This window comes from Caballeronia sp. BR00000012568055 (genome assembly GCF_029439455.1).
GTDB lineage: Bacteria > Pseudomonadota > Gammaproteobacteria > Burkholderiales > Burkholderiaceae > Caballeronia.
Genome location: NZ_JAQFVG010000156.1, coordinates 27,431 through 53,561 on the forward strand (window position 1 = coordinate 27,431; position 26,131 = coordinate 53,561).

Here is a 26,131-nt window from a genome sequence, read left to right on the forward strand (position 1 = left end):
CAGTGCGAAAGAATTTTTGGCGATTCGTTCCGTTGCTGACCTTGGCATTCGTGGTCAATTACCTCGACCGTATTTGTATCGGATTTGCGGCGCTGAGCATGAACCGGGATCTGAACATCACCCCGATTCAGTTCGGCCTGGCCTCAGGCATTCTTTTCCTTGGCTATTGCATGTTCGAAGTGCCGAGCAATCTGGCGCTTTATAAGTTCGGCGCGCGCCGCTGGCTTGCCCGCATCATGATTACCTGGGGCATTGTCGCGGCAGCCAACGCGTTCGTGACCGGGCCCACCTCGCTCTATATTTCGCGGTTTGCGCTTGGCGCGGCGGAGGCCGGCTTCTTTCCAGGCGCGGCATTTCTGTTATCGGTATGGTTTCCTGCGCAATATCGGGCCCGCGCACTCGCGTGGCTATCTGCGGCGGTGCCCATCTCGTCGGTGATCGGCGGACCGATCTCTGCGCTGCTGATGCAATCGACACATGGGGCGTTCGGCCTTGTCGGCTGGCAATGGATGTTCATCATCGAAGGGCTGCCGGCATGTGTGTTGGGCATCGTGATTTTTTTCCTGATTACCGACGCGCCGCGTGACGCACGATGGCTGACTCAGGAAGAACATACCGCGTTGCTCACAGCGCTCGAGGGCGAAAAGAAGCGTGAAGTGCGCACAAGCTTCAAAGAGGCGGTGCTCGACCGCAGAGTGATCATTCTCACGGGCGTGCAGTTTGGCTTCGTACTGGGCGCGTATGGCGTAGGGCTATGGCTTCCGCAAATCCTGCGGCAATTCACGCTGTCGATCATGACGATCGGGTTGCTTTCTACCGTGCCATACGTGTTCGCGACGGTCGGCATGCTGCTGTGGGCTCGTCACGCGGATCAAAGCGGACGGTTGCTGGGAAATCTGACCGCTTCGTGTGTGGTTGCCGTGGCAGGGCTTCTGGTGTCCGTGATCGGTCAGTCGCTGTTGCCAGCGCTTATCGGCCTCACGATTGCAATGGTTGGCGTCACTTCGGCGCGCGGAATGTTCTGGGCGATTCCGGCAACGTTCCTGAGCGGCGCAGGGGCGGCCGGCGGGCTCGCGTTCATCAATTCCGTAGGCGCGTTAGGCGGATTTGTTGGTCCATCAATCATGGGCTGGCTGCGCGAAGAAACCGGCTCGTTCAAGACCGGCATTCTGGTGATGGGTGGGATCTTGCTCGTGTCAGGCTTGCTATCTCTGACGCTGTCGCGGCGAAGAAAAAGCAGCTGAACTTCAGGCAATCCGATTTCAAGCCATTTCTGCTTTACTCCTGCAATCTCTCTCGCAATTGCTTCAGTTCAAATCTGTTGAATAACATTCCAAAAAATAAGTAATCCTACGAAACTGGTAAGGAGGAGACATGTTGCGTCATCGTTTCTGGCTATCTTGTGCAGCGCTCGGCGTGTGGGGTTGTGCGGGCAGCGCTAACGCGCAATCCTCGATTACGCTTTATGGCGTAGTGGATGTTGACGTTGATATTTCGAACCAGGGACACGGCACACTCGTTGCGATGCAAGGCGGCGGCCTGAACAGTTCGGAGTTCGGTTTCAAAGGCGTCGAAGATTTGGGCGCCGGTATGAAGGCAGTATTCGACGTCGAAAACGGTTTCAGCGCGACAACGGGTGCAGCGCTTCAGAACGGGCTGCTGTTTGGGCGGCAGGCATGGGTTGGCTTGTCTACCGAATGGGGCACGCTGACATTCGGCAGACAGTACTCACCGGAATACCTGGCGAACACAGCCAACGATGCATTCGTTCATGGGCTCGCGGGCGGGCTCAGCAACATCGGCAACACGGTGAACGGCAAGACCGCCGGCTTGCTGACCGTCTATTCGGCAACCGGTCGGACCGACAACTCGATCAACTACGTGTCCCCGACGATACAGGGTGTAACGTTGCGCGCCATGTATGGCGTCGGCGGCGTAGCGGGTTCAATTTCGAGCGCCTCGACAGTGGGCATTGGCGGAAGCGCCAATTGGGGACCAGTAGGGCTAAGTGCCGGTTACACAAGGAATCGCCCGGTTGGAACCATGGGCGTGCTTCAGGCCTACTCAGCCGGCGGCAGCGTCAAGTTTGGACAGGCCCGAATCATTGCTGCGATCACTAAAGATATCAATTCCGCAACGCCCGGCAAGACAACTCGTTTCGCTCTCGAAAATCTTGGCTTGCAGTATCAGTTCACCGTTACTGACAGACTGCTGGCTCAGGGTATCCGGCTTGTTGATACGTCCGACGGACTACCGACGTCGCGCGTCGGCTATATCGCTGCGATCGGTCTGGTTCATTCGCTGTCGAAAACAACGTCCATCTATTGCGACTACGCGCAGGTCTGGAACAGAAAAGGGTCCGCATATTCGCTTGGCGGAGCGATCTATACGGGCGCCCCCGCGGTGCCCAACGCTACCGCTCGCAGCTTGCAGGTGGGCGTCCAGACGTTATTTTGAACAAAGCCTGCGATCTCAGGCAGCGAGAATGGAAGCTCGCGGCGGAAAGGGACATTCGGACTGATCAATCTTGATGTGTTTTTGCGCGCGAACCTTCGGTCAGATGCCGTTTGAGGAGTTCGGAAGCGCCTTTTTGATCACCGTCGAGCAACATATCGGCGATGCGCACGTGCTCCATGCAGCGTTCGCGCCAGTTCGCGCTGGCGAGCGTGCGCCCGTATTCCGCAAGACGGCGCAGGCGGTTCACGTGGGCGAGGCCGTTAATCAGAAACTGGTTGCGCGAGCAACGTAGTACGGCCTCGTGAAAACGGCTGCCAATCTCAAATACTTCGACCGGCGAAAGCGACGACGCGCCTTTGTCGAACATGGCAATTTGCTGCGCGCGGCATGCTTCAATACCCGGTCTATCGAGTTTGAACGTCGGCTCCAAAATCGCAGCAGGCTCGATGATGATGCGATAGCGCGCGCTTTGCTCGTAGGTGAGGTCAGTGGTGAGCAATGGAATGAAACTCCAGCCATGCCCTGGAAGCCGCTGCGCCCACCCTTCATCGGCCGCGCGGCGTAGCACGCGAGTCAGGATGCCGCGGCCAACGTCGAACCGGCGCATCAACTCGTTCTCGCTTTGTTTGCCGCTCAGGGCGTTCGATGAATGCTCTTGCGCCAGTTTCAAGTACAGGCTTTCTTCATCGCTCACCTCCAGTTTTTCGGTTGTCTGGATGGGAACGGTTGCCGCCTCGTCCCCGACCACATAGCCTCCGGTCGCCGATGGGACGACGATATTCCAGTCTGCCAGGAGCTTCAACGCACGCGAAACAGGTGTGCGGCTCACGCGGAACTGTTCGGCGAGTTTGCGCTCTGGCAAACGCGTGCCGGGCGCCAGCGCCGCTGCGCGGATATGAAGCGAGATCTCGCGTGCCAGTTGAGGAATGTGTAGCTGTTCCATATCGGGAGGACGCAGATTGCAATTCAAATATTGTAGTGTGAGCCGAACGCGCTTGTGCGATGTCCGGAGGGTTGCAGCGAATCGCCAGTGTTGCCAACCACAGATTGGGTCAAAAAGCAGGCCGACTCTATGGATGAGCATGACAGACGCTAATCGGCGACGCTGCAATCTTCGCGGCTCAATCCCAAATATTTTCATGTATTAACGCGTTGCCGGGTGCGGCATTACCCGGATGCTTCGGCCGATGCGTGAACCATTCGACGAGAAAGTCTACGAATGCACCGACCTTGGCCGATGAGTGGTGCCGGTCGCCGCCGACGACCGCATAGATATCTGCGCTTGGCAGCGACCATTCCGGCAGCACCACGCGCAGCGCGCCGGATCGCAGATGCGGCTGCACGTCCCATTCCGAGCGCATCAGCACGCCGTGGCCATCAAGCGCCCAGCCGAGCGCGGTTTCGCCATCGTTGCTGCTCAGTGCGCCACGCACCTTGACCGTCTCCTGCTTGCGGCCGCGAATGAGATGCCATGTGCCGTAGGCTGAATCGCTTTCGCGCAGCACGATGCACTTGTGGTTCTGCAAGTCGTGCGGCGTGGTGGGTGCGCCCGCTTCGTCGAGATAAGCCGGCGAAGCGCACAGATAGCGCCGGTTCGAAGCAATCTTGCGCGCCACAAGCCGCGAATCCGGCACTTGCCCGAACCAGATGCCGACGTCGTAGGCTTCGTCCGCGAGATTCACGGTACGGTCGGTGAGCGTGAGTTGCACATCGACTTCCGGAAAACGCCGGGCGAATACCGATACCGCCGGCGCGATGTGCCGCCGCCCGAAGCCGAACGTCGCATTGGCGCGCAGCAGGCCTTTCGGCACCGCGCGGCTGCTCGACACCATGCGCTCCAGTTCGTCCAGTTCGACCAAAAGGCGTTCGCCCTTCGCCAGATACAGGTCGCCTTCCTGCGTGACGCTCAGACGCCGCGTCGTGCGGTTCAGCAGGCGCACCCCGAGGCGCTCCTCGATTCGAGCAAGCCGTGTGGTGATGGCGGGCGGCGTGACGCCCAGTTCCCGCGCCAGCGCCGTCAGGCTTCCCTGACGCACCAGACGGACGAAAAAATCAAGATCGGAGACCGGATCCATTCTTAATTTAAATCTAATAATAGAATAAACCAGATTGTATTATGCGGTTCCGTCGAATGGATACACTGTTTTCAGTGGACGCTGCGCCTGACTGCATGAGGCGAGCGCGACAAAAACAGTCGATCCGGAGGAGACGTGGGACACACGCTGTACCAGAAGCTTGTTGATGCGCACACAGTGGCGCGGCTCGACGCCCAGCATGTCCTGCTGTACGTGGACCTGCACATCATGAACGAGTACACCAGTCCGCAGGCGTTCAATGGACTAGTCGAACGCGGCGTGCCCGTGTTGCGGCCCGCGCAGCAAATGAGCGTCGTCGATCACGTGATCCCGACGCATCCCGATCCCGTCGGCAAGCGCGCGATCCTCGTCGATGCCGCCGCCGCACAGGCCGCCAATTTCACGCGCAACTGCGTGCGCTACGGCATTCAGCTTTTCGATGTCAACGATCCGATGCAGGGCATCGAGCATGTGGTCGCGCCCGAGACGGGCCTGATCCGCCCCGGCATGTCCGTGCTATGCGGCGATAGCCATACGACGACCTACGGCGCGTTCGGCGCGCTGGGCTTCGGCATCGGGACGTCGGAGATCGAGCATGTGCTGGCCACGCAGACGCTCTGCTATCGCGTCGCGAAGACGATGCGAATCCGCATCGACGGAACACTGCAGCCTGGCGCGACCGCGAAGGATCTCGTGCTTCAGTTGATCGCGCAAATCAGCGCGCAGGGCGCACGCGGTTATGCCGTCGAATACACGGGCGATGCGCTGCGCGAACTCAGCATGGAAGCGCGCATGACCGTCTGCAACATGACAGTGGAAGCGGGTGCGCGGGCGGCGATCATCGCACCGGACGAGACGACTTACGCCTATTTGCGCGCGCATCCGGGCAATCTCGACGCCTACGGCATGGAATTGGCGATCGTCGCGTGGCGCGACACACTGTACGCCGACGCCGATGCGGTCTACGACGCCGACTTGCGCATCGATGCCTCGACCGTCGCGCCTTTCGTCACCTGGGGCACAAGTCCCGATCAGGCGATTCCCGTCGATGCCCGCATTCCCGCGCCCGCCGACAGCGCCGACGCCGTCACTCAGGCCGCCGCCGCACGCGCGCTGGACTACATCGGTCTGGCGGCCGGCGCGCGCATCGAGGACACGCCGATCGATCGCGTGTTCATCGGCTCGTGCACGAACGGGCGCATCGAGGATCTGCGTGCGGCGGCTGCTGTCGTGCGCAACGGCATGAAGGTGTCGCCGGGCGTGCGCGCGATGATCGTGCCCGGCTCGGGCGCGGTGCGTCAGCAGGCGGAGCGCGAAGGCCTTGCGGAGATTTTCGTGAAGGCGGGCTTCGAATGGCGCCAGCCCGGCTGCTCGATGTGCCTCGCCATGAACGATGATGTATTGCGTCCCGGGGAGCGCTGCGCCTCCACGACCAATCGAAATTTCGAAGGCCGTCAGGGTCGCGACAGCCGCACGCATCTGATGAGTCCGGCGATGGCCGCAGCGGCGGCGATCGCAGGCCGCATTGTCGATATCCGTACCTGGAACCACGCTGGCACGGAGTCTGGCCAGCACGACGGAGCATCCGCCCATGTCTGATTTTTCCCGCGTCGAAGGCGTGGCCGCCACGCTGCCCATCGCCAATCTCGACACCGACCAGATCATGCCGAAGCAATTCCTGCTCGGCACGGACAAGTCGGGGCTCGCTCGCGGCGTGCTGTTCGACCTGCGCGTCGCGCCGGACGGCCACGTCCGCGAGACGTTCGTGCTCAACCGACCGGAGTGGCGTAACACGAAAGTGATCGTCGGCGGCGCGAACTTTGGCTGCGGATCGAGCCGCGAGCATGCCGTCTGGGGCTTGCAGCAGTTCGGCATCGAAGCCGTGATTGCGCCCAGTTACGGCGAAATCTTCTACTACAACGCCGCGAACAATCGCCTGCTTACGGTGATGCTGACCGCCGACGAAGTCGCTGCGATTTCGGCGGAAGTGGAGCACGCGGCGACGAGCCGCATTTGTATCGATGTCGCCGCGCAGGTCGTGCGCACCGCATCGGGACAAAGCTACGCATTCCAGATGGACGAGCGTCAACGCAACATGTATCTCGACGGCCTGGACGTGCTCGGCGCGTCGCTCAAGCGGCTGCCCGAGATCGAAGCATTCGAGCGCCAGCACTGGCGCGCTCACCCATGGACCCGCGTGCTGCCGCTGGCTCGTGTCGCGTGAGGCGATCACGCGAACCCGGCAGCCCGCACCCCGCAATGACAAAGATGGAGATAACGCAATGAAACCCCTGATCGGACTCATGCTTGGCGATGTCACCGGTATCGGTCCCGAACTCGTCGTCAAGCTGCTCGCGATGAAAGAGACACGCGAGCGCGCGGATGTCGTCGTTATCGGCGACGCCCGTGTTTTTGAACTCGGCATGAAAGACGCCGGCACGACGATCCCGTACATGAAGATCGCGCGCATCGCGGACGCGGACCACTCGGCCGCTGCCGTGCCGCTCATCGATCTTGGCAATATCGATCCGGCGCTTTTCACGCGCGGCGAACTGAACGCTGAATCGGGTCGCCTGACCGGCGAGACGCTCAAGACCATGACGGACCTCGCGCTGGCGGACGAACTCGATGGCATCTGTTTCGCACCGCTCAACAAAGCTGCGCTGCATCGCGGTGGCTGGAACTACCACGACGAGCATCAGATGTTCGCGGCCTGGACCGGACACAGCGGCTACTTCGGCGAGGTCAACATCATTCCGCAATTCTCGACGTTTCGCGTGACTTCGCACGTGGCGTTGCGCAAGGCGGTCGACATGGTGAAGCCCGATCGCATCGAAGGCGCGCTCACGCTCGCGCATAACACCATGCGCGCATTCGGCAAGCAGAATCCGCGCATCGGCGTGGCGGCGCTCAATCCGCACGGCGGCGAGAACGGGCTGTTCGGCGACGAGGAAATCACCATCATCAAGCCGACGCTCGACGCTTTGCGCGCGAAGGGGCTGGACAGCATGGGGCCGTTTCCGTCGGACACGGTGTTCATCAAGGCGCGACGCGGTGACTTCGATGCCGTGGTCATCATGTATCACGACCAGGGGCAGATCGCGACCAAGCTGCTCGGCTTCTCGCAGGGCGTGACGCTGACGGGCGGCCTCAAGACGGTCTATGCGACGCCGGCGCACGGCGTGGCCTACGACATCGTCGGTCAGGGCACGGCCGATGTCGGCGCGATGCATGCGGCGTTCGGCGTGGCCGTGGACAACGCTGTGGCGCGCAAGCAGGCGGCGGCCGCTGTCGCTCACTGAAGTCGGTTTGCGGCACAGCACATCCACAGAGACATAGACAGGCACAGACAGAGACAGAGGCGACACATGCTCGAGAACTTCAAGAAGACCACCATCAAGACCCGCGGTGCGGAAATCGTGACCGTCACCGGCGGCGATGGCCCGCCGCTGCTCCTCATGCACGGCAATCCGTTCAATCACCTGTCGTGGCACAAGATTGCGCCGCGCCTTGCGGAAGAATTCACGGTGGTGCTCACGGATCTGCGCGGCTATGGCGACAGCTCCAAGCCGCCCGGCGGCGGCGATCACTCCGACTATTCGTTCCGCAACATGGCGCTCGATCAGGTCGAAGTGATGAAGAGGCTGGGCTTCGAGCGCTTCAACGCGGCGGGACACGATCGCGGAGCGCGGGTGTTGCACCGCATGTGCCTCGATCATCCGGAGACGGTCACGAAGGCCGCGTTCATGGACATGCTGCCGCAGCATCATCTGCTCAACAATGTCACACGGCAGTGGGGCAAGTTTTCGTGGCACTGGTTCTTCATGATTCAGGAGTACCCGACGCCCGAACGCATGATGGGCGCGGACCCGGAGTTCTTCATCCGCCGCAAGCTCTCGAAGACGGATCAGGGCACGGCGTTCTTCGGGCCGGAAGCGCTGCAGGACTATATCCGCTGCATCAAGAATCCCGATGTGATCCACGCGATGTGCGAGGACTATCGCGCGACTTTCGGCGTGGACCTGGAGATGGATACGCACGACTTCGAGTCGGGCCGGCGTGTGGATACACCGTCGCTGATCCTGTGGGGCGCGAAGGGCGGCGTCGGGCGCAATCACGATGCCGCGCAGGTCTGGAGCAGATACGCGACGAACATCGTGCACACGGCGACCGTGCCTTCGGGACATTACCTTCAGGAAGAGTGCCCCGACGAGACTTACGCGGAGTTGCGCAACTTCTTCAAATAAGCGCGTGCGGTGATCCGGAGGCCGCCAGTCACGAGCGGCCCCGGCGATAAAAACACATGGAGGAAGACATGTCGCAACCCGCAGGAACCGCGCGGCCCGGACAACCCGCGCCCCGACGAAGCCGCGCCGGACTCACGTTCTTTTTGCTGTGCATGATGGCCTTCATCATGTACGTCGACCGCACGAACATGTCGGTCGCAGCCCCCGTGATGAGCCGGGAGCTCGGCTTCTCGAACACGCACCTGGGCCTGATCTTTTCTGCGTTCGCGCTCGCCTATAGCTGCTTCATGATTCCGGGCGGCTGGCACAGCGACCGCATCGGCGCGCGCAAGGGCATCCTGCTGTATGGCCTGATCTGGGCAGCGGCGACGGTGGTCACCGGCCTGATCGGCAGCTTCATCGCGCTGGTGGTGACGCGCTTCTTCGTCGGGCTGGGCGAAGCACCGATCTATCCGACGGCCGCACGCATGGTTGCGCGCGTTATCCCCGAAGAGAGCCGCGGCATGGCGCTCGGCGCGATGCATGCGACGGGGCGCATCGCCAATGCGCTCGCACCGCTGATCGTGACCGGGCTGATCGTCGTGTCGTCGTGGCGTGTGGCGTTCATCGTGCTCGGCGCGGTGACCTTCGTCTACATGATCGTGATGTATGTGTGCCTGAGCGAATCGAAGAAATCGAATGCGTCAGGGCAGGGCGCGCCTCTTTCGAACAGGGCGACGTCTACAGAGCCGTCGTCGCCCGTGGACTGGCCTGACATGCTGCGTCGTGTCGCGCCCGCCGCCGCCGCGTGTTTCTGCCACGGCTGGGTGCTGTGGTTCTTCCTCAACTGGATACCTTCGTTCTTCTCGCAGCGCTACGGCCTCAAGCTCGAACACAACGCGATCTTTTCGACGCTCGTGCTGCTCGGCGGATCGCTCGGCACCTTCGCGGGCGGCATGCTCACCGACTGGCGTTTGCGCGTGACGGGCAACCGCCGCCGTGCGCGGCGCGAAGTTATCATCTTCGGCTTTCTGTCATCCATCCTGGGCCTGATTCCGCTGCTGTTCACGCACGACGTGATGACGAGCGCCATCAGTCTCGGACTTGCGTTCTTCTGCTCGGAACTCGCGGACTCGCCCTTGTGGGTGGTCGGTACGGAACTGTCGAACGAACATTCGGCGACATCGAGCGCGTGCACCTTCACCGGCATGGCGATAGCGGGCGCGGTGTCGCCAGTGGTAGTCGGCGCGTTGCTGGACATGACACACGGCAACTGGGCCGTCGCGTTCGCGGCATCGATCGTCGTGCTGTTGCTGGGCCCCGTATTCACGATGTACATCCGGCTCGATGACGACGACACGCCGAAGAAGAAGCGCGTGACGTCTCCCCCGGCGCAATCCGTCGCGCATTCGGCATCGCGCTAGGCGCGTTTCACTCGACGATACTCGCGTCACGCTTGCTGGCGTGACACGCATCCGCATTGATTCGGATAACGAATGAATCAACAAGAACCAGCAACAATGACAACCGGAGACAGCATCAAATGAAGAGCAAGATCGTCGTGGCGGGCAGTCTGGGCATCGTCGCATGCGCCGCCCACGCGCAAAGCAGCGTGACCTTGTACGGCCTGATGGATGCGGGCATCAGCTATGTGAATCATGCATCGAACGGACAGGGCGGTTCGTCGCACCTGTTCAAGTTCGACGACGGCGTGATTCAGGGCAATCGGTGGGGCATGCGCGGTCAGGAGGATCTGGGTGGCGGCCTTGCCGCGATCTTCACGCTCGAAGGCGGATTCGGCGTGGGCAACGGCACGCTCTCGCAAGGCGGCGCGCTATTTGGGCGGCAGGCGTTCGTCGGCTTGTCGAAGTCGAATATCGGCGCGCTGACCTTCGGTCGGCAGTATTCGTTTTCGACCGATTACATCTCGAAGTATGCGGCGGGCGGACAGACTGTCGGAAACTATGCGTTCCGCATGAACGACGTGGACCAGTTGACGTCCAGCCGCATCAACAACGCGATCAAGTTTTCGAGCGCGGACTTCGCGGGCCTCACCTTCGGCGCGATGTACGGCTTTTCCAACTCGACGGAATTCGCCGGCAATCCGACCACGACCGTCAACGGACAGACCGTGCAGGGTTCGTCGCGCACCTTCAGCTTCGGCGCGAACTATGCGCACGGACCGTTCTCGATGGGCGCGGCCTACACGGACATTCATTATCCGAATGCAGCGACGCCGTCGTTCCCGGTGATGATCGCCAACGTGAATACCTTCGGGCAGAAGGACCTGCGCACCATCGGCGTGGGCGCGCGCTATGCATTCGGTGCGGCGATGGTATTCGGCAACTGGACGAATACGCGTTTCGAAGGCTTGCAAGGACAGGTCTCGCGTTTCAACAACTACGAAATCGACGGCAAGTATGCATTTACGCCTGCGTTGTTCGCGGGACTTGCCTATACGTTCTCGAAGCTGACCGGGTCTGCCACGGGCCGGTGGAATCAGGTGAGCGGTATCGTCGATTATGCGTTGAGCAAGCGCACCGATATCTACGCGCTCGCGGTTTTTCAAAAGGCATCGGGCAGCAACAACGGCGTTCCGGTGCAGGCCGAAATTGGTTCGAGTTCGAGCTTCTTCGGCAATTCAGGCACCGGGACGAGCAATCAGATCGCGACGCGGGTCGGCATGCGCGTGCGATTCTGAGCGGGCTTGCCCAACGACATCACGAGGAAGTGATGCGCTTCGCTGTGCGCCAGATGCTCGACGCTTTCTCGCCTGGTGTGAATGTCGCTGTTACGCCAGGCAAGGTTGTATGGCACAACTCGCTGTGCGAGCTGGATGCAATACACGCCCGCTACGTCTCATGTGGCGCGCGAGCCCGTCTTGATCATGCCGACATCGATCATCATGAAAACGGTTTTGCTGGCTGCACTCGACGAGGCGCGATCAAGATTGGCGTTTAGCTCAGTTCGGCCGACGTTGAGCGAGCCTCCTGGTGCCGAATTTGATGCAATCGAACCATCAGCGAATGCCAGAATGCGCGCTGCTCGAACGCGTGCAGATCGACATTCGTCTGAAAGGTCTCTGTGACCCGTTGTTCGTCGCACTCTAGAGGCTCAGCGTTAAGAAATTGCTGCTTCAGCACGACCACATCCGCATCCGAAGGCCCGTCTTGTGAGCAGGCACGCGAGGCGACGCGCGCGAACAGCGTGGAGCGGGGTGCCACGAAGTCGAGGATCAGCACAGGCACGCGTAACGCTCTTGCGAGTTCCATGAAGCGCTCGCGGTGCGCGCGCAGGAGGAACGTCGCATCGACGATAGCGGCTATTCCCGCGTCGAGTACGTTGCGGGTGAGCTCCAGCAAATGATCGTAATGTTGGTCAATGGCGACAGGGTTGTACGCTTCGCGCGGGAGGCGCCCGCCCCGCGGTGCAGCGAAAGGTGTCACGCGCTTGCGCTCGATATCGCTGACAATCCGCACGGCGCCGATCACACGGGCGAGTGCGGCGCTTGCCGCGGACTTTCCGGAGCCGGAATAACCGTGGCAAAGGAGGAGATACGGCGAACCGCCGCGCGCGGCGCGTGTCGCCGTGCGCACGTATCGTCGGGCCTCGTCGGTGTGCCGCTTCAAACTTTCCACCAGCGCTCGCACGAGGGCTCGATACACGACATAGAAGCGCCAGGCTTCGAGTCCGGCATAGTCGCCCGTCGTGAGCAGCCACGCGCTAAGGGCGCGTGCCGCTAGGTCGTTTCGGCCATGCGCTTCGAGGTCCATGACGAAGAAGGCCACATCGCTCGCTACGTCGATCCATCGCAAGCCTGCGTCGAACTCGATGCAATCGAAAATCAAGGGCCTCGAACCGTGCAGAACAATGTTCTGCACGTGAAGATCACCGTGGCATTCGCGAACAAACCCCTGCTCGCGTCGTTGCTCGAAGTGTGCATCGAGTCGCACGAGTTCCGCCTCACACCAATCCGTGAGGTCCTCTGGTATGAGCCTCGGCGCGACCGTGTGTAGATCGCTGATGACCGAGCGAAGTTGATGCGCGCAAAAATCGCTCGCCCCATACGCGCGTCGCGGCGGAATGCGAGGCGCGTGCCGATGGAAGTTTGCGATGTCTACTGCCGTGCGCTCGATGGTCTCGCCGTCCAGCCCGCCGGCGTCGATCAGGTCGGCAAAGATCCGTTTGCCGTCGAAGCGGCGCATCACGACCGCATGTTCGACCGACACCCCCGTGCCTTTGATTCGAAGCGCGCGTCCGCGCCGCACGATTGCGACGACACGCAGATAGATCCGCGGCGCGAACCTTCGGTTGAGGCGGCACTCGTCCTCGCAGGCGCGATAGCGTGCAGAGGCGCGCGAGAAGTCCACGAATCCAAGATCGACTGGTTTCTTGATCTTGTATGCAAAGCGGCCCGCCAGATAAACGATCGAGATGTGCGTCTCGACGCGCTCGACGCGTCCGGCTGGATGCGGATAAGTTGAGGCCCGCCGCATGGCCTTGTCCACTGCTCGCAAATGGTGGCGTCCGCAGCGGTGCTTGAGCCGCCTACTCGACGTTTCAGTCATGATGTCAATGAGAGCGTCGCGGCGGGTTCGGCTGCTCGAGTTCCGTCGCCTTCAGTGCATTGTTGGCGGCATCGCGGTCCGCCTTGCGGTTGATGCGAGCATTGGCAACCTCTTCTTTATAGCGCGCGTTGGCTTCCGAGACGGCAGCGCGCTGTTCTTCTTTGGACAGTTGCTTCGATGCACGGTACTCGGCGTCGGCGTGAGTATCAGCGTTGCGTCTCACCACAAATGGATCCGCGCTTTCCGGTGCGACGATCCAATGTTCTTCCGACGCCGCGTTGGTCGCCTCGGGCTGAGCCGTGGCAAATGACGGCCAGCATGCGAAGGCTATCGCGGCAAGCGCAATCGCCGCCTCCGGAGCGCCGCGCAGCCGGCAGATCGGGGGCAGCCCGACAAATGGGTGCGACGTCATTACTTGATCTCCGCATGATTTGCGATAAGAGACGACTGTGCGCGTGGCATACGTACCTTCGATTGACTCAGGTCAACATCGCGACGGAGTCGATGCCCGGTTGACTCACCAGTCACTGCTCGCGCAGCTCGATCAAATAGGCTTCGATACCCGGTGCGCTTTCTGGATCCGGCCGTGCCCGGGCGGCCGGACTATATGGAGCTCGGTCTGGCAGCATTGCGCCGTGCGCTGCGTCGGGCTCGCATCGACGTCGATGATTCGTGCACCGTCGCGCTCCTCGGTTGCCTCCAGAACGTGCATGACGTCTTCGGTGTGTGGGAGTGGCGCGAAAGACTCGTCTCGATCGCCCGGCAGTTCGAGCTGACTTGCGTGTTTCTCGACAAGCCTGCCTGAGCCCGGTTGCGTCGCCTTGATGTGCATCAACCGTGGGTTGTCGGTTGATGCGACGCTTGCCGTGCCCGCGCGACGACGCGCTTCATCGGACGACAGCATGCTCGGCTTCCAGCAAGCATTCGGCTTCCTCAGGCGCTCTTCACGTCGAACGAACAACGGTTCGCCAACGATGCGGCCGGGTGAATCGCAGGAGGTGTTGCGCAGGATCGCGCGACTGGACAGCGATGTCGCGCTCGCGCATATGTCGAGCGCGGCCTCCGGACTGGACGCGGCCGAGGCGCTGAAGAGGTTGCGCAGGCATGGGCCGAACGATGTCGCGCGTGCGAAGCGGCAAGGTGTGCTCCGTGAACTTGTCGGCCGGTCGGTCAATCCGCTCAATGCGCTTCTTCTGTCGCTCGCGACGGCGTCGATCTATCTCGGGGACCAGCGCGCCGCCGCGATGATCATCGTCATGGTGATCCTCAGCGTGGGCCTGGGCTTCGTTCAGGAGCATCGATCCAACCAGGCCGCCGATACATTGCGCCGAATGGTGCGCACGACCGCGACCGTTCGCCGTTGCGGCGAAAGCCATGCCGACCACATCGAAGTGCCGATCGAGGACGTGGTGCCTGGCGATATCGTGCTGCTCTCGGCGGGCGACATGGTGCCCGCCGATCTGCGGCTCATCACAGCCAAGGATCTGTTCGTCAATCAGGCTGCGTTGACGGGCGAGTCGATGCCGGTGGAAAAATTCGCGCATGCCGCCTCGATGGATGCACAAACGACTTTCGATCTTCAGAACATATGCTTCACCGGCACGTCGGTTCTGAGTGGCACAGGCTGCGGCGTCGTGGCACTGACGGGCTCGCGTACGGCATTCGGGCACGTGGCGGGCATGATCGCCGCGCAGCGCGTGCTCACGAGTTTCGATCGCGGCATCACGCGCTTCACGTGGATGATGATCGGGCTGATCGCCGTGATGGTTCCGCTCGTGTTCGTGATCAACGGCCTGACGAAGGGTAACTGGTTCGAAGCGTTGCTCTTCGCTGTTGCGGTGGCGGTTGGACTCACGCCTGAGATGCTGCCGATGATCGTCACGGTCAATCTCGCCAAAGGCGCGATCGAAATGGCCAAAGCACGCGTGATCGTGAAGCGTCTGGATTCCATTCAGAACTTCGGCGCAATGGACGTGCTCTGCACCGACAAGACCGGCACGCTCACCCAAGACCGAATCATTCTCAAGCGACATCTCGACGTTCATGGCGACGAGTCCGACCGCGTGCTCGAATACGCCTATCTAAACAGCCTGTATCAGTCGGGCCTGAAAAATCTGCTCGATGTCGCGGTGCTCGAGCATGTGGAGATGAAAGAGCATCTGAAGATCGGCGGCGAATATCAGAAGATCGATGAAATGCCGTTCGACTTCGAACGGCGGCGCATGTCCGTGGTGCTGGCGCGAGAAAGCGGCGAACGCCTGCTCATCTGCAAGGGCGCCGTGGAAGAAGTGTTTGCGGTTTGCACGCGTTATGCGACCGAAGACGAGGAGGGCGCGCTCGATGCGAGTCATTTCGCCGATGCGCAGCGCACGACCGTCGAACTCAACGCGGACGGCTTTCGCCTGGTCGCGGTGGCTTGCAAGCGCTTGCCCGATGCGTCGCGCCCATACACGACAGCGGACGAGTGCGAACTCACGCTGATGGGCTATATCGCGTTTCTCGACCCGCCAAAGGAAACCTGCGCCGCCGCGCTTGCCGCGCTCGCGGCCAGCGGCGTCCAGGTGAAGATTCTCACAGGCGACAACGACATCGTCACGCGCAAGATCTGTCACGAGGTAGGGATCCGCGCGGATCGAATCGCGCTCGGCCGGGAGCTCGAAACGGCATCCCCCGAGGCGCTCGAAACGCTCTCGGAAAGCGTCGCGGTCTTCGCGAAGGTATCGCCCGCGCAGAAAGCGGCCATCATCGAAGCCTTGCGCCGACGGGGCCACGTCGTGGGCTATCTGGGCGACGGCATCAACGATGGTCCCGCGCTCAAGGCAGCGGACGTGGGCGTATCGGTCGATAGCGCAGTCGACATCGCGAAGGAGTCGGCCGATATCATTCTGCTGGAGAAGAGTCTCGCCGTGCTCAACGAGGGCGTGCTGGAAGGCAGAAAGGTGTTTGGCAACATCACGAAGTACATCAAGATGGGAGCAAGCTCGAACTTCGGCAACATGTTCAGCGTGCTCGGGGCGAGCGTCCTACTGCCGTTTCTGCCGATGGCGCCGATTCAGGTACTCACTAACAATCTTCTGTATGACTTCTCGCAGGCTGCCATTCCCACGGACAACGTCGATGAGGACTACCTCGCGATGCCGAGGCGCTGGGACATCGGCACGATCTTCAAGTTCGTCGTGTTAATCGGACCCATCAGCTCTCTATTCGATTACGCGACCTACTTCATGATGCTGTATCTCTTCCACGCGTGGGACAACGCGCCTTTGTTCCAGACAGGCTGGTTCGTCGAATCCCTGATGAGCCAGACGCTCATCATTCACATCATCCGGACGGCGAAGGTGCCGTTCGTCGAAAGCCGCGCGAGTGCGGCGTTGACCGCGACCAGTCTGGCGATCGCCGCATTCGGCATGATCTTGCCTTATCTTCCGCTCGGAGCGTTGATCGGCTTGGTGCCATTGCCCGGGACATACTGGATCGGACTGTTGGCCATTCTCGCGAGCTATGCGTTGCTCACACATGTCCTCAAACGCCGGTTCTTACGCCGGTTCGGACTGAACTGAACGGATAGGGTGCTTGACCTGCATCAACGAGCTCTACGCGCCGAACGTTACCCTAAGTGCTCCTACAACAAGCGGGCCGAAGTATCCGGCCGAGCTTCCGAAAGAGCATGGCGTGAAAGGCATCCTTAAACTTGCGTTCAAGCTGCTCGTCAACGACAGCGCGAAGTTCACGGCGTTGATCGTGGGGATCACCTTCGCGGTGTTCCTGATGGTCGAGATGACCTCGCTCTTTGCAGGCATCCTGAACCGCTCGTCGTCCACCGTGATCAACATCGGGGCGAAAGTCTGGATCATGGACCCTGGCGTGCAGACGATCGCCAGCAGCATCGGGATGCCGGACTACGTGCTCGACGCGGTGCGCAGCATCGACGGCGTGAAGTATGCTGTGCCGCTCTATTCCGGCGGGGCGCTCGTGAAATTGCGCGACGGAGCCTATCAGGCCGTCACTGTGATCGGCCTCGATGACACGAGCCTGTACGGGCGTCCCGCGATGCAGCGGGGAAGAATCGAGGATATCTACGCGGAGAACGGCTTCATCGCGATCAACGATCCGGAGTTCTACAAGCTCGGCAATCCCACACTTGGCAGTGACTTCGAGCTCAATGATCATCGCGGCGTGATCGTCGGCATCGGGACCGTGGCGAGCAGCGGCCTGTTCGGCTCGCCGACCCTTTACACGACCTTCAAACGCGCCGTCGAGTACATTCCGTCGGCCCGCTTTACCACCTCCTATATTCTCGTCGAACCAAGGTCCGAAGCGGACATTCCTCATATCAAGGAGGCGGTGCACGCGCTCGGCTACCTTGCTTACACCAAGCGGGAGTTCATGCAGCGTATCGCGGACTTCTACAAGTACGAGACCGGACTCGGCACCAACATCCTGCTGATGACGGCGATCAGCTTCATCGTCGGACTGTCCATCTCCGGGCAGACCTTCTATACGTTCATTCTCGAGAACCTGGAGAAGTTCGGCGCCCTCAAGGCGATCGGCGCGAAGAGTCACGAACTGGTGGCAATGATCCTGTTTCAAGCCACTTTTACCGCGTTGACGGGCTACGGCCTCGGCGTCGGGCTTTGCGCGGGGCTCATCACCCTTGCGCGCATGCGCATTCCCGATTACTCGGCGATCATCTCCTACGGCAATCTGGCGCTCGCTTTCGTGATGGTGGTCGTGATCGCGGCGAGTTCGAGCTACCTGGGCGTGCGGCGCGTGCTACGCATCGAACCCTTCGATGTCTTCCGGGGATGACCATGCCCGAGATCGCCATCGATGCGCGCGCGGTGTCGAAGTGGTTCGGCGAGGGCGACGCGCACACGTATGCAGTGCGCGAGGTATCGATGCAGGCGCGCTTCGGGGAGATGCTTCTCATCGTCGGCCCGTCGGGCAGCGGCAAGACGACGCTGCTCAGCGTGATATCGGGCATCCTGAGACCCGACGAGGGGGACGTGGTGGTGGATGGCGTCGATCTCTGGAAGCAATCGAAGGATGCGCTGGCGGATTTCCGCCTCAGGCGCATCGGTTTCGTGTTTCAGGACTATCACCTGTTCGGTCGGCTCACGACAGTGGAGAACGTGGCGATTCCGCTGATCCTCAAGCGACAGTCATGGAGCGAGGCGACTGAAAAGGCCCTCGAATATCTGAAGATCGTCGGACTTGCCAATCGCGCCGAGCTCGCGCCGGTCAAGTTATCGGGCGGCGAACAACAGCGCATCGCGATCGCGCGCGCGATCGTGGGGCAGCCCGACATCCTGATTCTCGACGAACCGACCGCGTCGCTGGACGGCGACACCGGACGCAACATCATCGAGTTCGTGAAGCACCACGTGCTCAACGAGCATCGCTGCATTGTGATCGTGACGCATGACAGCCGCATCTTCGAATACGCCGACCGCATCCTCAAGATGGAAGACGGGCGGCTGACTCACATCGAGCAAGGCGGCGCACGATGAAGCGGATCATTCTTTTCCTGCTCGCTTTCGCCGGTTTCGCCGCCGGGATGTTCGCGGCCTACGTATACGGCATTCAGCAGCCGCCGCAGCCGCCGGTGTTCGATCCGGCTTCGAATCCGTATGCGCGCGGCGTGTATGCCAACGGTATCGTCGAGAGTGAGCAGAACGCCGGCGAGAACGTCAACGTCTATCCGGAAGTGTCGGGACCGGTAGTGCAGATCTTTGTGCACGAAGGCCAGGCGGTGCATGCCGGCGATGCGCTCATCGCGATCGACGATACTGTGCAGCGTGCGGCGAGCGCGCAGGCGGCGGCCCAGGCGGACGCGGCGCAGGCGTTGCTGGACGAGTTGCGGGCTCAGCCGCGCGCCGAGGCGCTGGAAGTATCCAGGGCGCAGGTCGGCGCGGCGACGGCAAGCCTCAAGATGGCGCAGGACCAGTATGAAAAGCAGCGTCGAGCCTTCGAGATCGATCCCAAGGCAGTGAGCCGTGACGCGATGGACAACGCCCAGAACGCGTGGAAGGTGGCGCAGGCCAATCTCGATGTCGCCGCACGCCAGTACCGGCTGATCCAGGCGGGGGCCTGGACCTACGATATCCGCAATCAGGAGAAGCAGGTCGAAGCGCTGCGTCGCGCGCAAGCAGCAGCGACGGCATTGCTGGACAAATACGCGTTGCGCGCGACGGCGGACGGCGTCGTGCTGTCGATCAACGCGGCGCGCGGTGCTTATGTGTCGCCCCAGGGCGTCTACGAAACCTATACCCAGGGGCAAGCGCCCGTCGCCGTGCTCGGCAGTGGCCTGCAACGGCTCGCGGTGCGCTGTTATGTCGACCAGATCCTGATCCACCGGCTGCCCGATCTTCATAGGCTGAAGGCGCGCATGTTCGTGCGCGGCACCAGGATCGAGGCGCCGCTCGAATTCATGCGCGTGCAGCCTTACGTCTCGCCGAAGATTCAACTGTCGGATCAGCGTACGGAGCGCGTGGACGTGCGCGTGCTGCCAGTGATTTTTCGGATCGCGCAGCCTGACGGCGTGCGTCTCTATCCGGGGCAGATGGTCGATGTGTACATCGCAGCGGAATGAACCGTCGAGACCTTTGCGCGCGGCTGGACGTGCCGTTTGCGTCGGCGCGTGCGCGCTTCTGTCGGCACTTGCGGCGTGCACGATGGGCCCCGATTTCCACGAGCCTGCCGCATCGCGCATCGGGCGCATGGAGCGTGGCACGCCCGTGGCGGATTTGATCGACGCAGCGGGCGGGTCGCAGCGCTTTTCCGCCGACGCGACGCTTCCGCGCGACTGGTGGACGACATTCGGCTCGTCCGCGATCGACCGGGTCGTGACCGACGCGCTCGTTGCGAATCCCACGCTCGCTAGCGCGCAAGCCGCGTTGCGGCAAAGCGAGGATGACGTGCGCGCCGGCGCCGGCGTGTTTTATCCGCAATTCGATGCATCGATGAGCGCGTCGCGGCAGAAGTATTCGCCGTTGCGCGTGGGCTCGAACGAGCCGCCGATGCTCTTCAATCTCTTCACGTTGTCCGCGCAGGTCAGCTATGCGCTCGACATCTGGGGCGGCGCGCGGCGCTCTCTCGAAGCATTGCACGCCCGAAGCGACGTGCAGCGCCATGCACTGGCGGCGGCTTATCTGACTCTGAGCGCCAATATCGTCAATACGATGATTGCGTTTGCCGCATATGGCGACGAAATCGCCGCCACGCGCGAGATGATCGCGCTGCTCGACGAGCAGGTGAGCGTCACGCGCAGCCAGGTGACGGCCGGTGTGGCGGCTTACTCCGCCGTGCTGACGCTGGAGAACGAACGCGCGACACTGGAAGCCACGATTCCCGCCCTCATGCAGCGGCGCGAGCAGGCGGGCAATCTGCTTGCGGTGCTCTCGGGCAGCTTGCCCTCGCAATGGGACGCGCCCGATCTGTCACTGCGGAACATCGCCTTGCCCGCGCAGTTACCGCGCGCGGTGTCCTCGGAAGTCGTGCGGCAACGGCCCGATATCCGGCAGGCCGAAGCCGCGCTGCACGTCGCGAGTGCGAATATCGGTGTCGCGACAGCGAATCTGTTTCCAGGCGTGACGCTCACTGCGAGCGGCGGATACGGCAACCGGTCGATGGGCGCGCTCTTGAGCCAGAACGGACAGGCGTGGTCCGTAGCGGCGGACGTCACGGCGCCGCTCTTTCACGGCGGCACGCTCTGGTTCCAGCGCCGCGCGGCGATCGGTGCTTACGACGAGGCGCGTGCGGCATACGAGCAGGTCGTGCTGGCGGCCTTCGAACAGGTCGCCGATACCCTGCGCGCGCTGGAAAACGACGCGCATGCGCTCGATGCCGATGCGCGTGCCCTGGCGACCTCGGAGGAGGCGTTGCGGCTCCTGCAGGCGGACTACGAAGCCGGCACGGTCGGCTACCTGTCGATCCTCGTCGCGGACGGCCAGCGCCATCAGGCACGGATCGCATGGCTGCAGGGCGTCGCGCAACGTTTGCAGGACACCGTAGCGCTTTTCGCGGCGCTCGGGGGCGGTTGGTACGGAGACGAAGCTCGCTGAGCTGTATGAGCACCTTCACACAAAGTCGACCGGGAGGCGGTAAAGCGCATCGAACTCGATGCGCTCTTCGACATGACCCAAACGTACATCGGTGCGATGGTCGAACGCGGCTTCGGACCGATTGTGAATGTTGGTTCGGTCAACGGGCCCCGTGGGCGTGGGGGATCGTATGAGCAACACGTCAGCTTGACTCAAGTCAATCGGGCAAAGGCCGAGAAAGTTACAGTGGTGCGGTACTCCATCAAAGCGATGCGGAGTTCAAACACGAGCCGATCGTCAGACACCGGTCGGTCATTTCTTAGTTGTGCTCCCGGAGACTGTCATGAGTAGTCTGACCCGTTTCGATCCCTTTTCCATCGAACCCGTATCCGAAATGTTCCAGGGACTATTCCGGCCACTGCGCGGCCTCTCGCTGGAGGAATCGTCACTGGGCCAGGTGAAGATCGACGTAAGTGAGACGGACGCATCCTATCAAGTGAAAGCCGAACTGCCCGGCATCGAGAAGAAGGACATCAACGTCAAACTCGATCGCAACACCGTGTCCATCCATGCTAAGTCCGAGCGCAACAAAGAAGTGAAGGATGGCGAACGCCTGATCCGCCGTGAGCGCTATGCAGGCGAAGTGAGCCGCACTTTCTCGCTCGGCAGCGAAATCGATGAAGCCGGCGCGAGCGCGCAATACCAGGACGGCATCCTGACCCTCACGCTGCCGAAGAAGGCACCCGCGGACCAAAAGCGTCTGCAGATTAACTAAGGACTCACGCAGGCGCGTGGCTTTTGCGCGCCTGCAATTGAAACATGGAGGTACGCCTCATGAAAGAGGACTGGAAGATCAAGCAGGACGTCGAAGAAGAACTCGAATGGACCCCGGGAGTGGTCGCGACCGACATTGGCGTAGAGGTGGCCAACGGGATCATCACGCTATCGGGACATCCCGTGAGCTACGCTGAGAAGCTCGCGGCAGAGGACGCCGCAGGTCGCGTGTCCGGCGTGCGCGCCGACCTTGCCGCGGAAGACATCGGCGATGCAATCTCACGCGCGCTCAAACGTCACGCGGAGCGTGAAGCCAAACATATCGACATCAAGGTGGAAGGCGCAACCGTGACGCTCACCGGCAAAGTCGGCAGCGCGTCAGAGCGCGATGCTGCCCGGGGTGCGGCGTGGGCGACGCGCGGCGTGACGGCTGTGGTCGACAACCTCGAGTTCATTTGATAAGGCCGAAGCGGCGAATGGCGAGCGAGTTCCGCGTGCAAGGCGAGAAAAGCGAGAAAAGCGGCGCGGAACATCGGAGGCATTCTGCAGATTCGGCCCGCTTCGAGAGCGGGCAGGACCCGCCACGGCAACAGTCTCAAAACTCCGCGCTCTGCTTGTAGACTGGTACGGAGCAAGGCCAGTGCAGGGTCTCTTCGATCCGGCGCCTGAGCGCGTCTGCCGCCGCCGGTTCGCCATGCGTGACGAAAGTGTGGCGCGGTGCCTCCGGCATGCCGCGCAACCAGTCGAGCAATTCGGCATAGTCGGCATGGGCCGACATCGAGTCGAGCGAAGCAACACGCGCACGAACCGGAATATATTCGCCGAAGATCTTGATCGCGGGTGCATGTGCCGCCAGCGCGGCGCCACGAGTTCCAGCTGCCTGATAGCCGACGAGCAGGATCGTGTTGCGGTCATCCGGCGCGAAGACCTTGAGGTGATGCAGAACGCGGCCTCCCGTCGCCATCCCGCTGCCGGCAATGACGACCATGGGCCCCTTGCGCGCGCAGACGGCTTTCGACTCGTCCACGGTGCGTACCATGGTCGCTACGTGCTCGATTGCTTCGAGTTGCGAACGCGTCAGGCGGTGCTCGCTTGCGTGGCGAACGTAGGTCTGCGTGACACTCGTGGCCATGGGGCTGTCCAGGAACACGGGCACCCGCGCAATGCGCCCGGCCTCCCTGAGCGAAGCGATGAAATGAAGGAGCGTCTGCGCACGTCCAACCGCGAAGCAAGGAATAACCACTACGCCCCCACGGCGGAACGTATCAGCGAACACGGCAGCGATTTCATCGAGCGGGTCGACCGTCGCATGAAGCCGGTCTCCATAGGTCGATTCGACCACGAGCACATCCGCGCGCGGAGGAGCCTGGGGCGCGCGCATGAGCGGATCGCAAGGTCGGCCGACGTCGCCAGAGAACAGCAGCGTCTGGCCGTCGAGCCGCAACTCGACACTCGCCGCCCCAAGAATGTGTCCGGCGGGCAGAAGCCGAAATGCCGCATGGGGGCCAAGCTCTGTCGTCACATCGAAGGCGCGCGGCGCAAGCAGCCGGAGCGCGTCCTGCGCGTTCTTGAGCGTGTAGAGCGGTAGCGCAGGATGGTGCCTGGAGAAGCCGTGTCGCGTCGAGAATGACGCTTGTTCTTCCTGAAGCTTCGCGCTGTCGAGCAATAGAATCTCGCAAAGATCGCTCGTGCCGGGCGTGCAGTAGACGGGCCCTCGATATCCCGCCTGAGCGAGCACGGGCAGATAGCCCGAGTGGTCGAGATGCGCATGCGTAAGGATGATTGCGGTGAGCGAATCGACCTCGAACGCCGGATCTGCCCAGTTGCGCAGACGAAGGTTCTTTGTGCCCTGAAACAGGCCGCAGTCGACGAGGATGCGCGTGTCCTCATGTTCCAGCAGGTATTTCGAGCCGGTGACCGTTTCGGCCGCGCCAAGAAACGTGAGTCGCACGATGTCTCCGGGTGTTTTCGACTATGAGCGTGAAGGTACTCGCATTGCCCTGATCGGATTTGACGCCGGTCAACTTCGCGCATCGCGCCGCATCCGCCGATTTGGTTGATCTGAGTCATGCGTCCGGGAAGGGCCGAACGTTAGGCTGGCGCTATGGATCGTTTTGGATCTGCGCAGAGCGCGACGGGAGGGGCAATGGAAACGGATACAGACGTGCCGCCGCAGACGAGCGGTTTCAAACGCATCGTTCTTTGCGTCGATTCTTCCGACGCATCGCACTGCGCCGCCAGATTTGCCCGGCGGTTCGCGCAGCACGGCGTCGAACTGATCATCGCCGCGGTGGCGCTGGATCCGCGGCCGCTTGCGCCGCACGCCGCGCTCTCAGGTCTGGATCTGAGCGCCGCGCGCAGAGAATTGCTGGACGACGCTCAACGCGCAATCGCGGAGTCGAAAAGTATGCTCGCAGACACGGCTGCCGACGTGCGGGGATACGTGATCGACCTCGCGAAAGAAAAGGGCGATGTCGCTCATGCGCTCGCCGTCAACGCCAAAGCCGCTCACGCAGACCTGATGATTCTAGGCACCCGGCAGCATCATGGCCTGGTGAGGTGGCTCGATCCGTCCGTCACGGACAAGCTCAGTAAGCTTGCTCCCTGTGCGATGGTCGTCGTGCCAGACGGATACGAAAGTCCGCGCGAGGCCGGATTTCAGCGCGTTCTGTTTGCGGTCGACGGCAGTCCGACGTCATTTGCCGCAGTGGACATCGGCGCCTTGCTTGCATCGCCCGAGACGGAGATACGGGTGGTGTACGTCGTCGATCGCGCGGTGCGCTACAGCGATTTCGTGCCGATGACACTGCTCGAAGACGCCTTTGTCAAGGAAGGCGAACTGGCGATCGCAGAGGCGGCGCAGCGACTCAAATCGCGGCGCAATGTGACGCGCGCCCATGTTTCGGCCAATCTTGTCAGCACCGACATCAGCGCAGACGATGTTTCTCATGCGCTGCTGCGCGATGCGGAACGCTGGAATGCTGATCTTATCGTGATGGGCACGCACGGCAGGCGGGGCGTGGCGCGTGCGTTCTTCGGCAGCGTCGCCAACCGCGTGGCCGGCCGCGCGAAGATTCCCCTGGTGCTGGTGCGCGACCGGCGCGAGGAAGTTGTGCCGGATGGCGAATTGAAACTGCGAGTTGGTGCGCTCTCGACGGACGCGAGCCAGGCGGCCTCTTAGGCCACGTCCTAGGCGACGTCCCGGCGCGGCGATTTCCCGGAACGCGCGGCTGTGATGTACGCGCCGCGTGACGGGGTTAGTCCGGCCGCCTCGATCCTTATCCGATCGTTCGCTTGCCGATCGTCTGCGCGAGAATCGGCACTTCGTCCTCGTTCAACCGCAAGGCGTCGGCAAGCACTCGATGATTGATCCAACCACGCACTACCGTCGCCAGCCCGGCAGATGCGCAATAAAGCGATACGTTCTGCGAAATACATCCGGCTGCGACGGCCGCGCACGCCTCACGCAACTTTGGGGGAATCTGCAGGAGGCGCGACATCTGGGCCACATAGACGAGGTCGAGCGGCGCCGTCCCGACAAAATCCTGGTAACCCGTGAGGTTGCGAGCGTCGACGGCATGCTTGAGCGTGAGCAGGTGCCCCTCCGGATCGTAGCGATAGACGCCTCCGGGTAGCGCGGCATACACGTCGATTTCGTTGGACCCGTGTGCCGATGGCGCGGTGCGCCCGCCCGTCTCGGGGCGATTGATTCCGTTGGCAGCCCATAACAGTCCGCCCAATACTTCCGGCGAAAGCGCTTCGTCTTCGAAGGTGCGCTGGCTTCTGCGGCGCGACAGCGCCGTCATGAGCGGAGCGCCCGCTTCGACGTCGGGAGCAGGAAGCTCAATGATCTCGACGGCTTCGCCGCTCACGGCGGACGGTCGAATGTCGGGGAGGGCTTCATAGGAAAGCAGAAGGGCGTCAGTCATTTGTGTTCTCGCTGAAAATTTCGTCTGCGGCGGACTGTGGAGGCTCACGATGAGTCTCGC

The 26,131-nt window shown here is 61.9% G+C and carries 24 protein-coding genes; 17 read left to right on the plus strand and 7 right to left on the minus strand.

The annotated features are described in order from the left end of the window. Positions 1 to 1,244 (plus strand): MFS transporter (locus P7F28_RS09025; RefSeq protein WP_306805836.1); only part of this gene is annotated, 1,244 nt, incomplete at its 5' end. 130 nt (positions 1,245 to 1,374) lie between these two features. After that, positions 1,375 to 2,457, plus strand: a complete 1,083-nt coding sequence (locus tag P7F28_RS09030) for a porin (protein WP_277184170.1) — start codon at positions 1,375 to 1,377, stop codon at positions 2,455 to 2,457. Positions 2,458 to 2,521: 64 nt separating this feature from the next. Here the strand turns inward: P7F28_RS09030 and P7F28_RS09035 are convergent, their stop codons facing one another. Continuing rightward, positions 2,522 to 3,400, minus strand: a complete 879-nt coding sequence (locus P7F28_RS09035; protein WP_277184171.1) for a GntR family transcriptional regulator — start codon at positions 3,398 to 3,400, stop codon at positions 2,522 to 2,524. Between the two features lie 178 nt (positions 3,401 to 3,578). Beyond that, entirely contained in the window at positions 3,579 to 4,532 is a 954-nt protein-coding gene (locus P7F28_RS09040; RefSeq protein ID WP_277184172.1) for a LysR family transcriptional regulator, read from the minus strand. 135 nt (positions 4,533 to 4,667) lie between these two features. Between P7F28_RS09040 and leuC the strand changes: the two genes are divergently transcribed. From leuC to P7F28_RS09075, 7 genes are all read left to right on the plus strand, one after another. Beyond that, a complete protein-coding gene (leuC, locus tag P7F28_RS09045; protein WP_277184173.1) occupies positions 4,668 to 6,131 on the plus strand; it encodes a 3-isopropylmalate dehydratase large subunit in 1,464 nt (487 codons plus the stop codon). Continuing rightward, positions 6,124 to 6,756 (plus strand): 3-isopropylmalate dehydratase small subunit, encoded by a 633-nt coding sequence (gene leuD, locus P7F28_RS09050; protein WP_277184174.1) that lies wholly within the window; start codon positions 6,124 to 6,126, stop codon positions 6,754 to 6,756. The genes leuC and leuD overlap by 8 nt, the downstream gene beginning before the upstream one ends. Before the next feature lie 58 nt (positions 6,757 to 6,814). Beyond that, positions 6,815 to 7,834: a PdxA family protein gene (locus P7F28_RS09055; protein ID WP_277184175.1), complete on the plus strand. Its 1,020-nt coding sequence runs from the start codon at positions 6,815 to 6,817 to the stop codon at positions 7,832 to 7,834. Positions 7,835 to 7,900: 66 nt separating this feature from the next. After that, positions 7,901 to 8,779 carry an alpha/beta fold hydrolase gene (locus tag P7F28_RS09060; RefSeq protein ID WP_277184176.1) on the plus strand — a complete coding sequence of 293 codons (879 nt, stop codon included), beginning with the start codon at positions 7,901 to 7,903 and terminating at the stop codon, positions 8,777 to 8,779. 68 nt (positions 8,780 to 8,847) lie between these two features. After that, positions 8,848 to 10,182, plus strand: coding sequence for an MFS transporter (locus P7F28_RS09065; protein ID WP_277184177.1), 1,335 nt, complete (start codon positions 8,848 to 8,850; stop codon positions 10,180 to 10,182). Positions 10,183 to 10,301: 119 nt separating this feature from the next. Further along, positions 10,302 to 11,459 (plus strand): porin, encoded by a 1,158-nt coding sequence (locus tag P7F28_RS09070; protein ID WP_277184178.1) that lies wholly within the window; start codon positions 10,302 to 10,304, stop codon positions 11,457 to 11,459. A 32-nt stretch (positions 11,460 to 11,491) separates the two neighbouring features. Next, a complete protein-coding gene (locus tag P7F28_RS09075; RefSeq protein WP_277184179.1) occupies positions 11,492 to 11,719 on the plus strand; it encodes a hypothetical protein in 228 nt (75 codons plus the stop codon). Here P7F28_RS09075 and P7F28_RS09080 read toward each other — a convergent pair. The 3 genes from P7F28_RS09080 to P7F28_RS33950 all read right to left on the minus strand — a co-directional run bounded on the left by P7F28_RS09080 (position 11,716) and on the right by P7F28_RS33950 (position 14,230). Further along, positions 11,716 to 13,266: an AAA family ATPase gene (locus P7F28_RS09080; RefSeq protein WP_277184180.1), complete on the minus strand. Its 1,551-nt coding sequence runs from the start codon at positions 13,264 to 13,266 to the stop codon at positions 11,716 to 11,718. The genes P7F28_RS09075 and P7F28_RS09080 overlap by 4 nt on opposite strands. A gap of 64 nt (positions 13,267 to 13,330) precedes the next feature. Beyond that, positions 13,331 to 13,738: a hypothetical protein gene (locus P7F28_RS09085; RefSeq protein ID WP_277184181.1), complete on the minus strand. Its 408-nt coding sequence runs from the start codon at positions 13,736 to 13,738 to the stop codon at positions 13,331 to 13,333. 132 nt (positions 13,739 to 13,870) lie between these two features. Then, the gene (locus tag P7F28_RS33950) at positions 13,871 to 14,230 is read right to left on the minus strand and encodes a hypothetical protein (RefSeq protein ID WP_370467282.1); all 360 of its coding nucleotides are present in this window, start codon (positions 14,228 to 14,230) and stop codon (positions 13,871 to 13,873) included. 70 nt (positions 14,231 to 14,300) lie between these two features. Between P7F28_RS33950 and mgtA the strand changes: the two genes are divergently transcribed. The 7 genes from mgtA to P7F28_RS09130 all read left to right on the plus strand — a co-directional run bounded on the left by mgtA (position 14,301) and on the right by P7F28_RS09130 (position 22,601). Beyond that, positions 14,301 to 16,886: a magnesium-translocating P-type ATPase gene (gene mgtA, locus P7F28_RS09095; RefSeq protein WP_370467283.1), complete on the plus strand. Its 2,586-nt coding sequence runs from the start codon at positions 14,301 to 14,303 to the stop codon at positions 16,884 to 16,886. A 112-nt stretch (positions 16,887 to 16,998) separates the two neighbouring features. Next, positions 16,999 to 18,135 carry an ABC transporter permease gene (locus P7F28_RS09100; protein ID WP_277184203.1) on the plus strand — a complete coding sequence of 379 codons (1,137 nt, stop codon included), beginning with the start codon at positions 16,999 to 17,001 and terminating at the stop codon, positions 18,133 to 18,135. Then, the gene (locus tag P7F28_RS09105) at positions 18,132 to 18,836 is read left to right on the plus strand and encodes an ABC transporter ATP-binding protein (protein ID WP_277184182.1); all 705 of its coding nucleotides are present in this window, start codon (positions 18,132 to 18,134) and stop codon (positions 18,834 to 18,836) included. Before P7F28_RS09100 ends, P7F28_RS09105 begins: the two co-directional genes overlap by 4 nt. After that, positions 18,833 to 19,918 carry an HlyD family secretion protein gene (locus tag P7F28_RS09110; RefSeq protein ID WP_277184183.1) on the plus strand — a complete coding sequence of 362 codons (1,086 nt, stop codon included), beginning with the start codon at positions 18,833 to 18,835 and terminating at the stop codon, positions 19,916 to 19,918. Before P7F28_RS09105 ends, P7F28_RS09110 begins: the two co-directional genes overlap by 4 nt. After that, positions 19,896 to 21,389 carry an efflux transporter outer membrane subunit gene (locus P7F28_RS09115; protein WP_277184184.1) on the plus strand — a complete coding sequence of 498 codons (1,494 nt, stop codon included), beginning with the start codon at positions 19,896 to 19,898 and terminating at the stop codon, positions 21,387 to 21,389. The genes P7F28_RS09110 and P7F28_RS09115 overlap by 23 nt, the downstream gene beginning before the upstream one ends. A gap of 322 nt (positions 21,390 to 21,711) precedes the next feature. Next, positions 21,712 to 22,143, plus strand: coding sequence for an Hsp20/alpha crystallin family protein (locus P7F28_RS09125; RefSeq protein WP_277184185.1), 432 nt, complete (start codon positions 21,712 to 21,714; stop codon positions 22,141 to 22,143). A gap of 59 nt (positions 22,144 to 22,202) precedes the next feature. Further along, complete coding sequence (locus P7F28_RS09130) at positions 22,203 to 22,601, plus strand: BON domain-containing protein (protein ID WP_277184186.1); 399 nt, start codon at positions 22,203 to 22,205, stop codon at positions 22,599 to 22,601. Between the two features lie 136 nt (positions 22,602 to 22,737). Here the strand turns inward: P7F28_RS09130 and P7F28_RS09135 are convergent, their stop codons facing one another. Continuing rightward, entirely contained in the window at positions 22,738 to 24,093 is a 1,356-nt protein-coding gene (locus P7F28_RS09135; protein WP_277184187.1) for an MBL fold metallo-hydrolase, read from the minus strand. 195 nt (positions 24,094 to 24,288) lie between these two features. On the opposite strand from P7F28_RS09135, the gene P7F28_RS09140 reads away from it, so the two are divergent. Beyond that, positions 24,289 to 25,323: a universal stress protein gene (locus P7F28_RS09140; protein ID WP_277184188.1), complete on the plus strand. Its 1,035-nt coding sequence runs from the start codon at positions 24,289 to 24,291 to the stop codon at positions 25,321 to 25,323. A gap of 97 nt (positions 25,324 to 25,420) precedes the next feature. Here the strand turns inward: P7F28_RS09140 and P7F28_RS09145 are convergent, their stop codons facing one another. After that, positions 25,421 to 26,071, minus strand: coding sequence for a SagB/ThcOx family dehydrogenase (locus P7F28_RS09145; protein ID WP_277184189.1), 651 nt, complete (start codon positions 26,069 to 26,071; stop codon positions 25,421 to 25,423). Positions 26,072 to 26,131 lie beyond the last annotated feature (60 nt).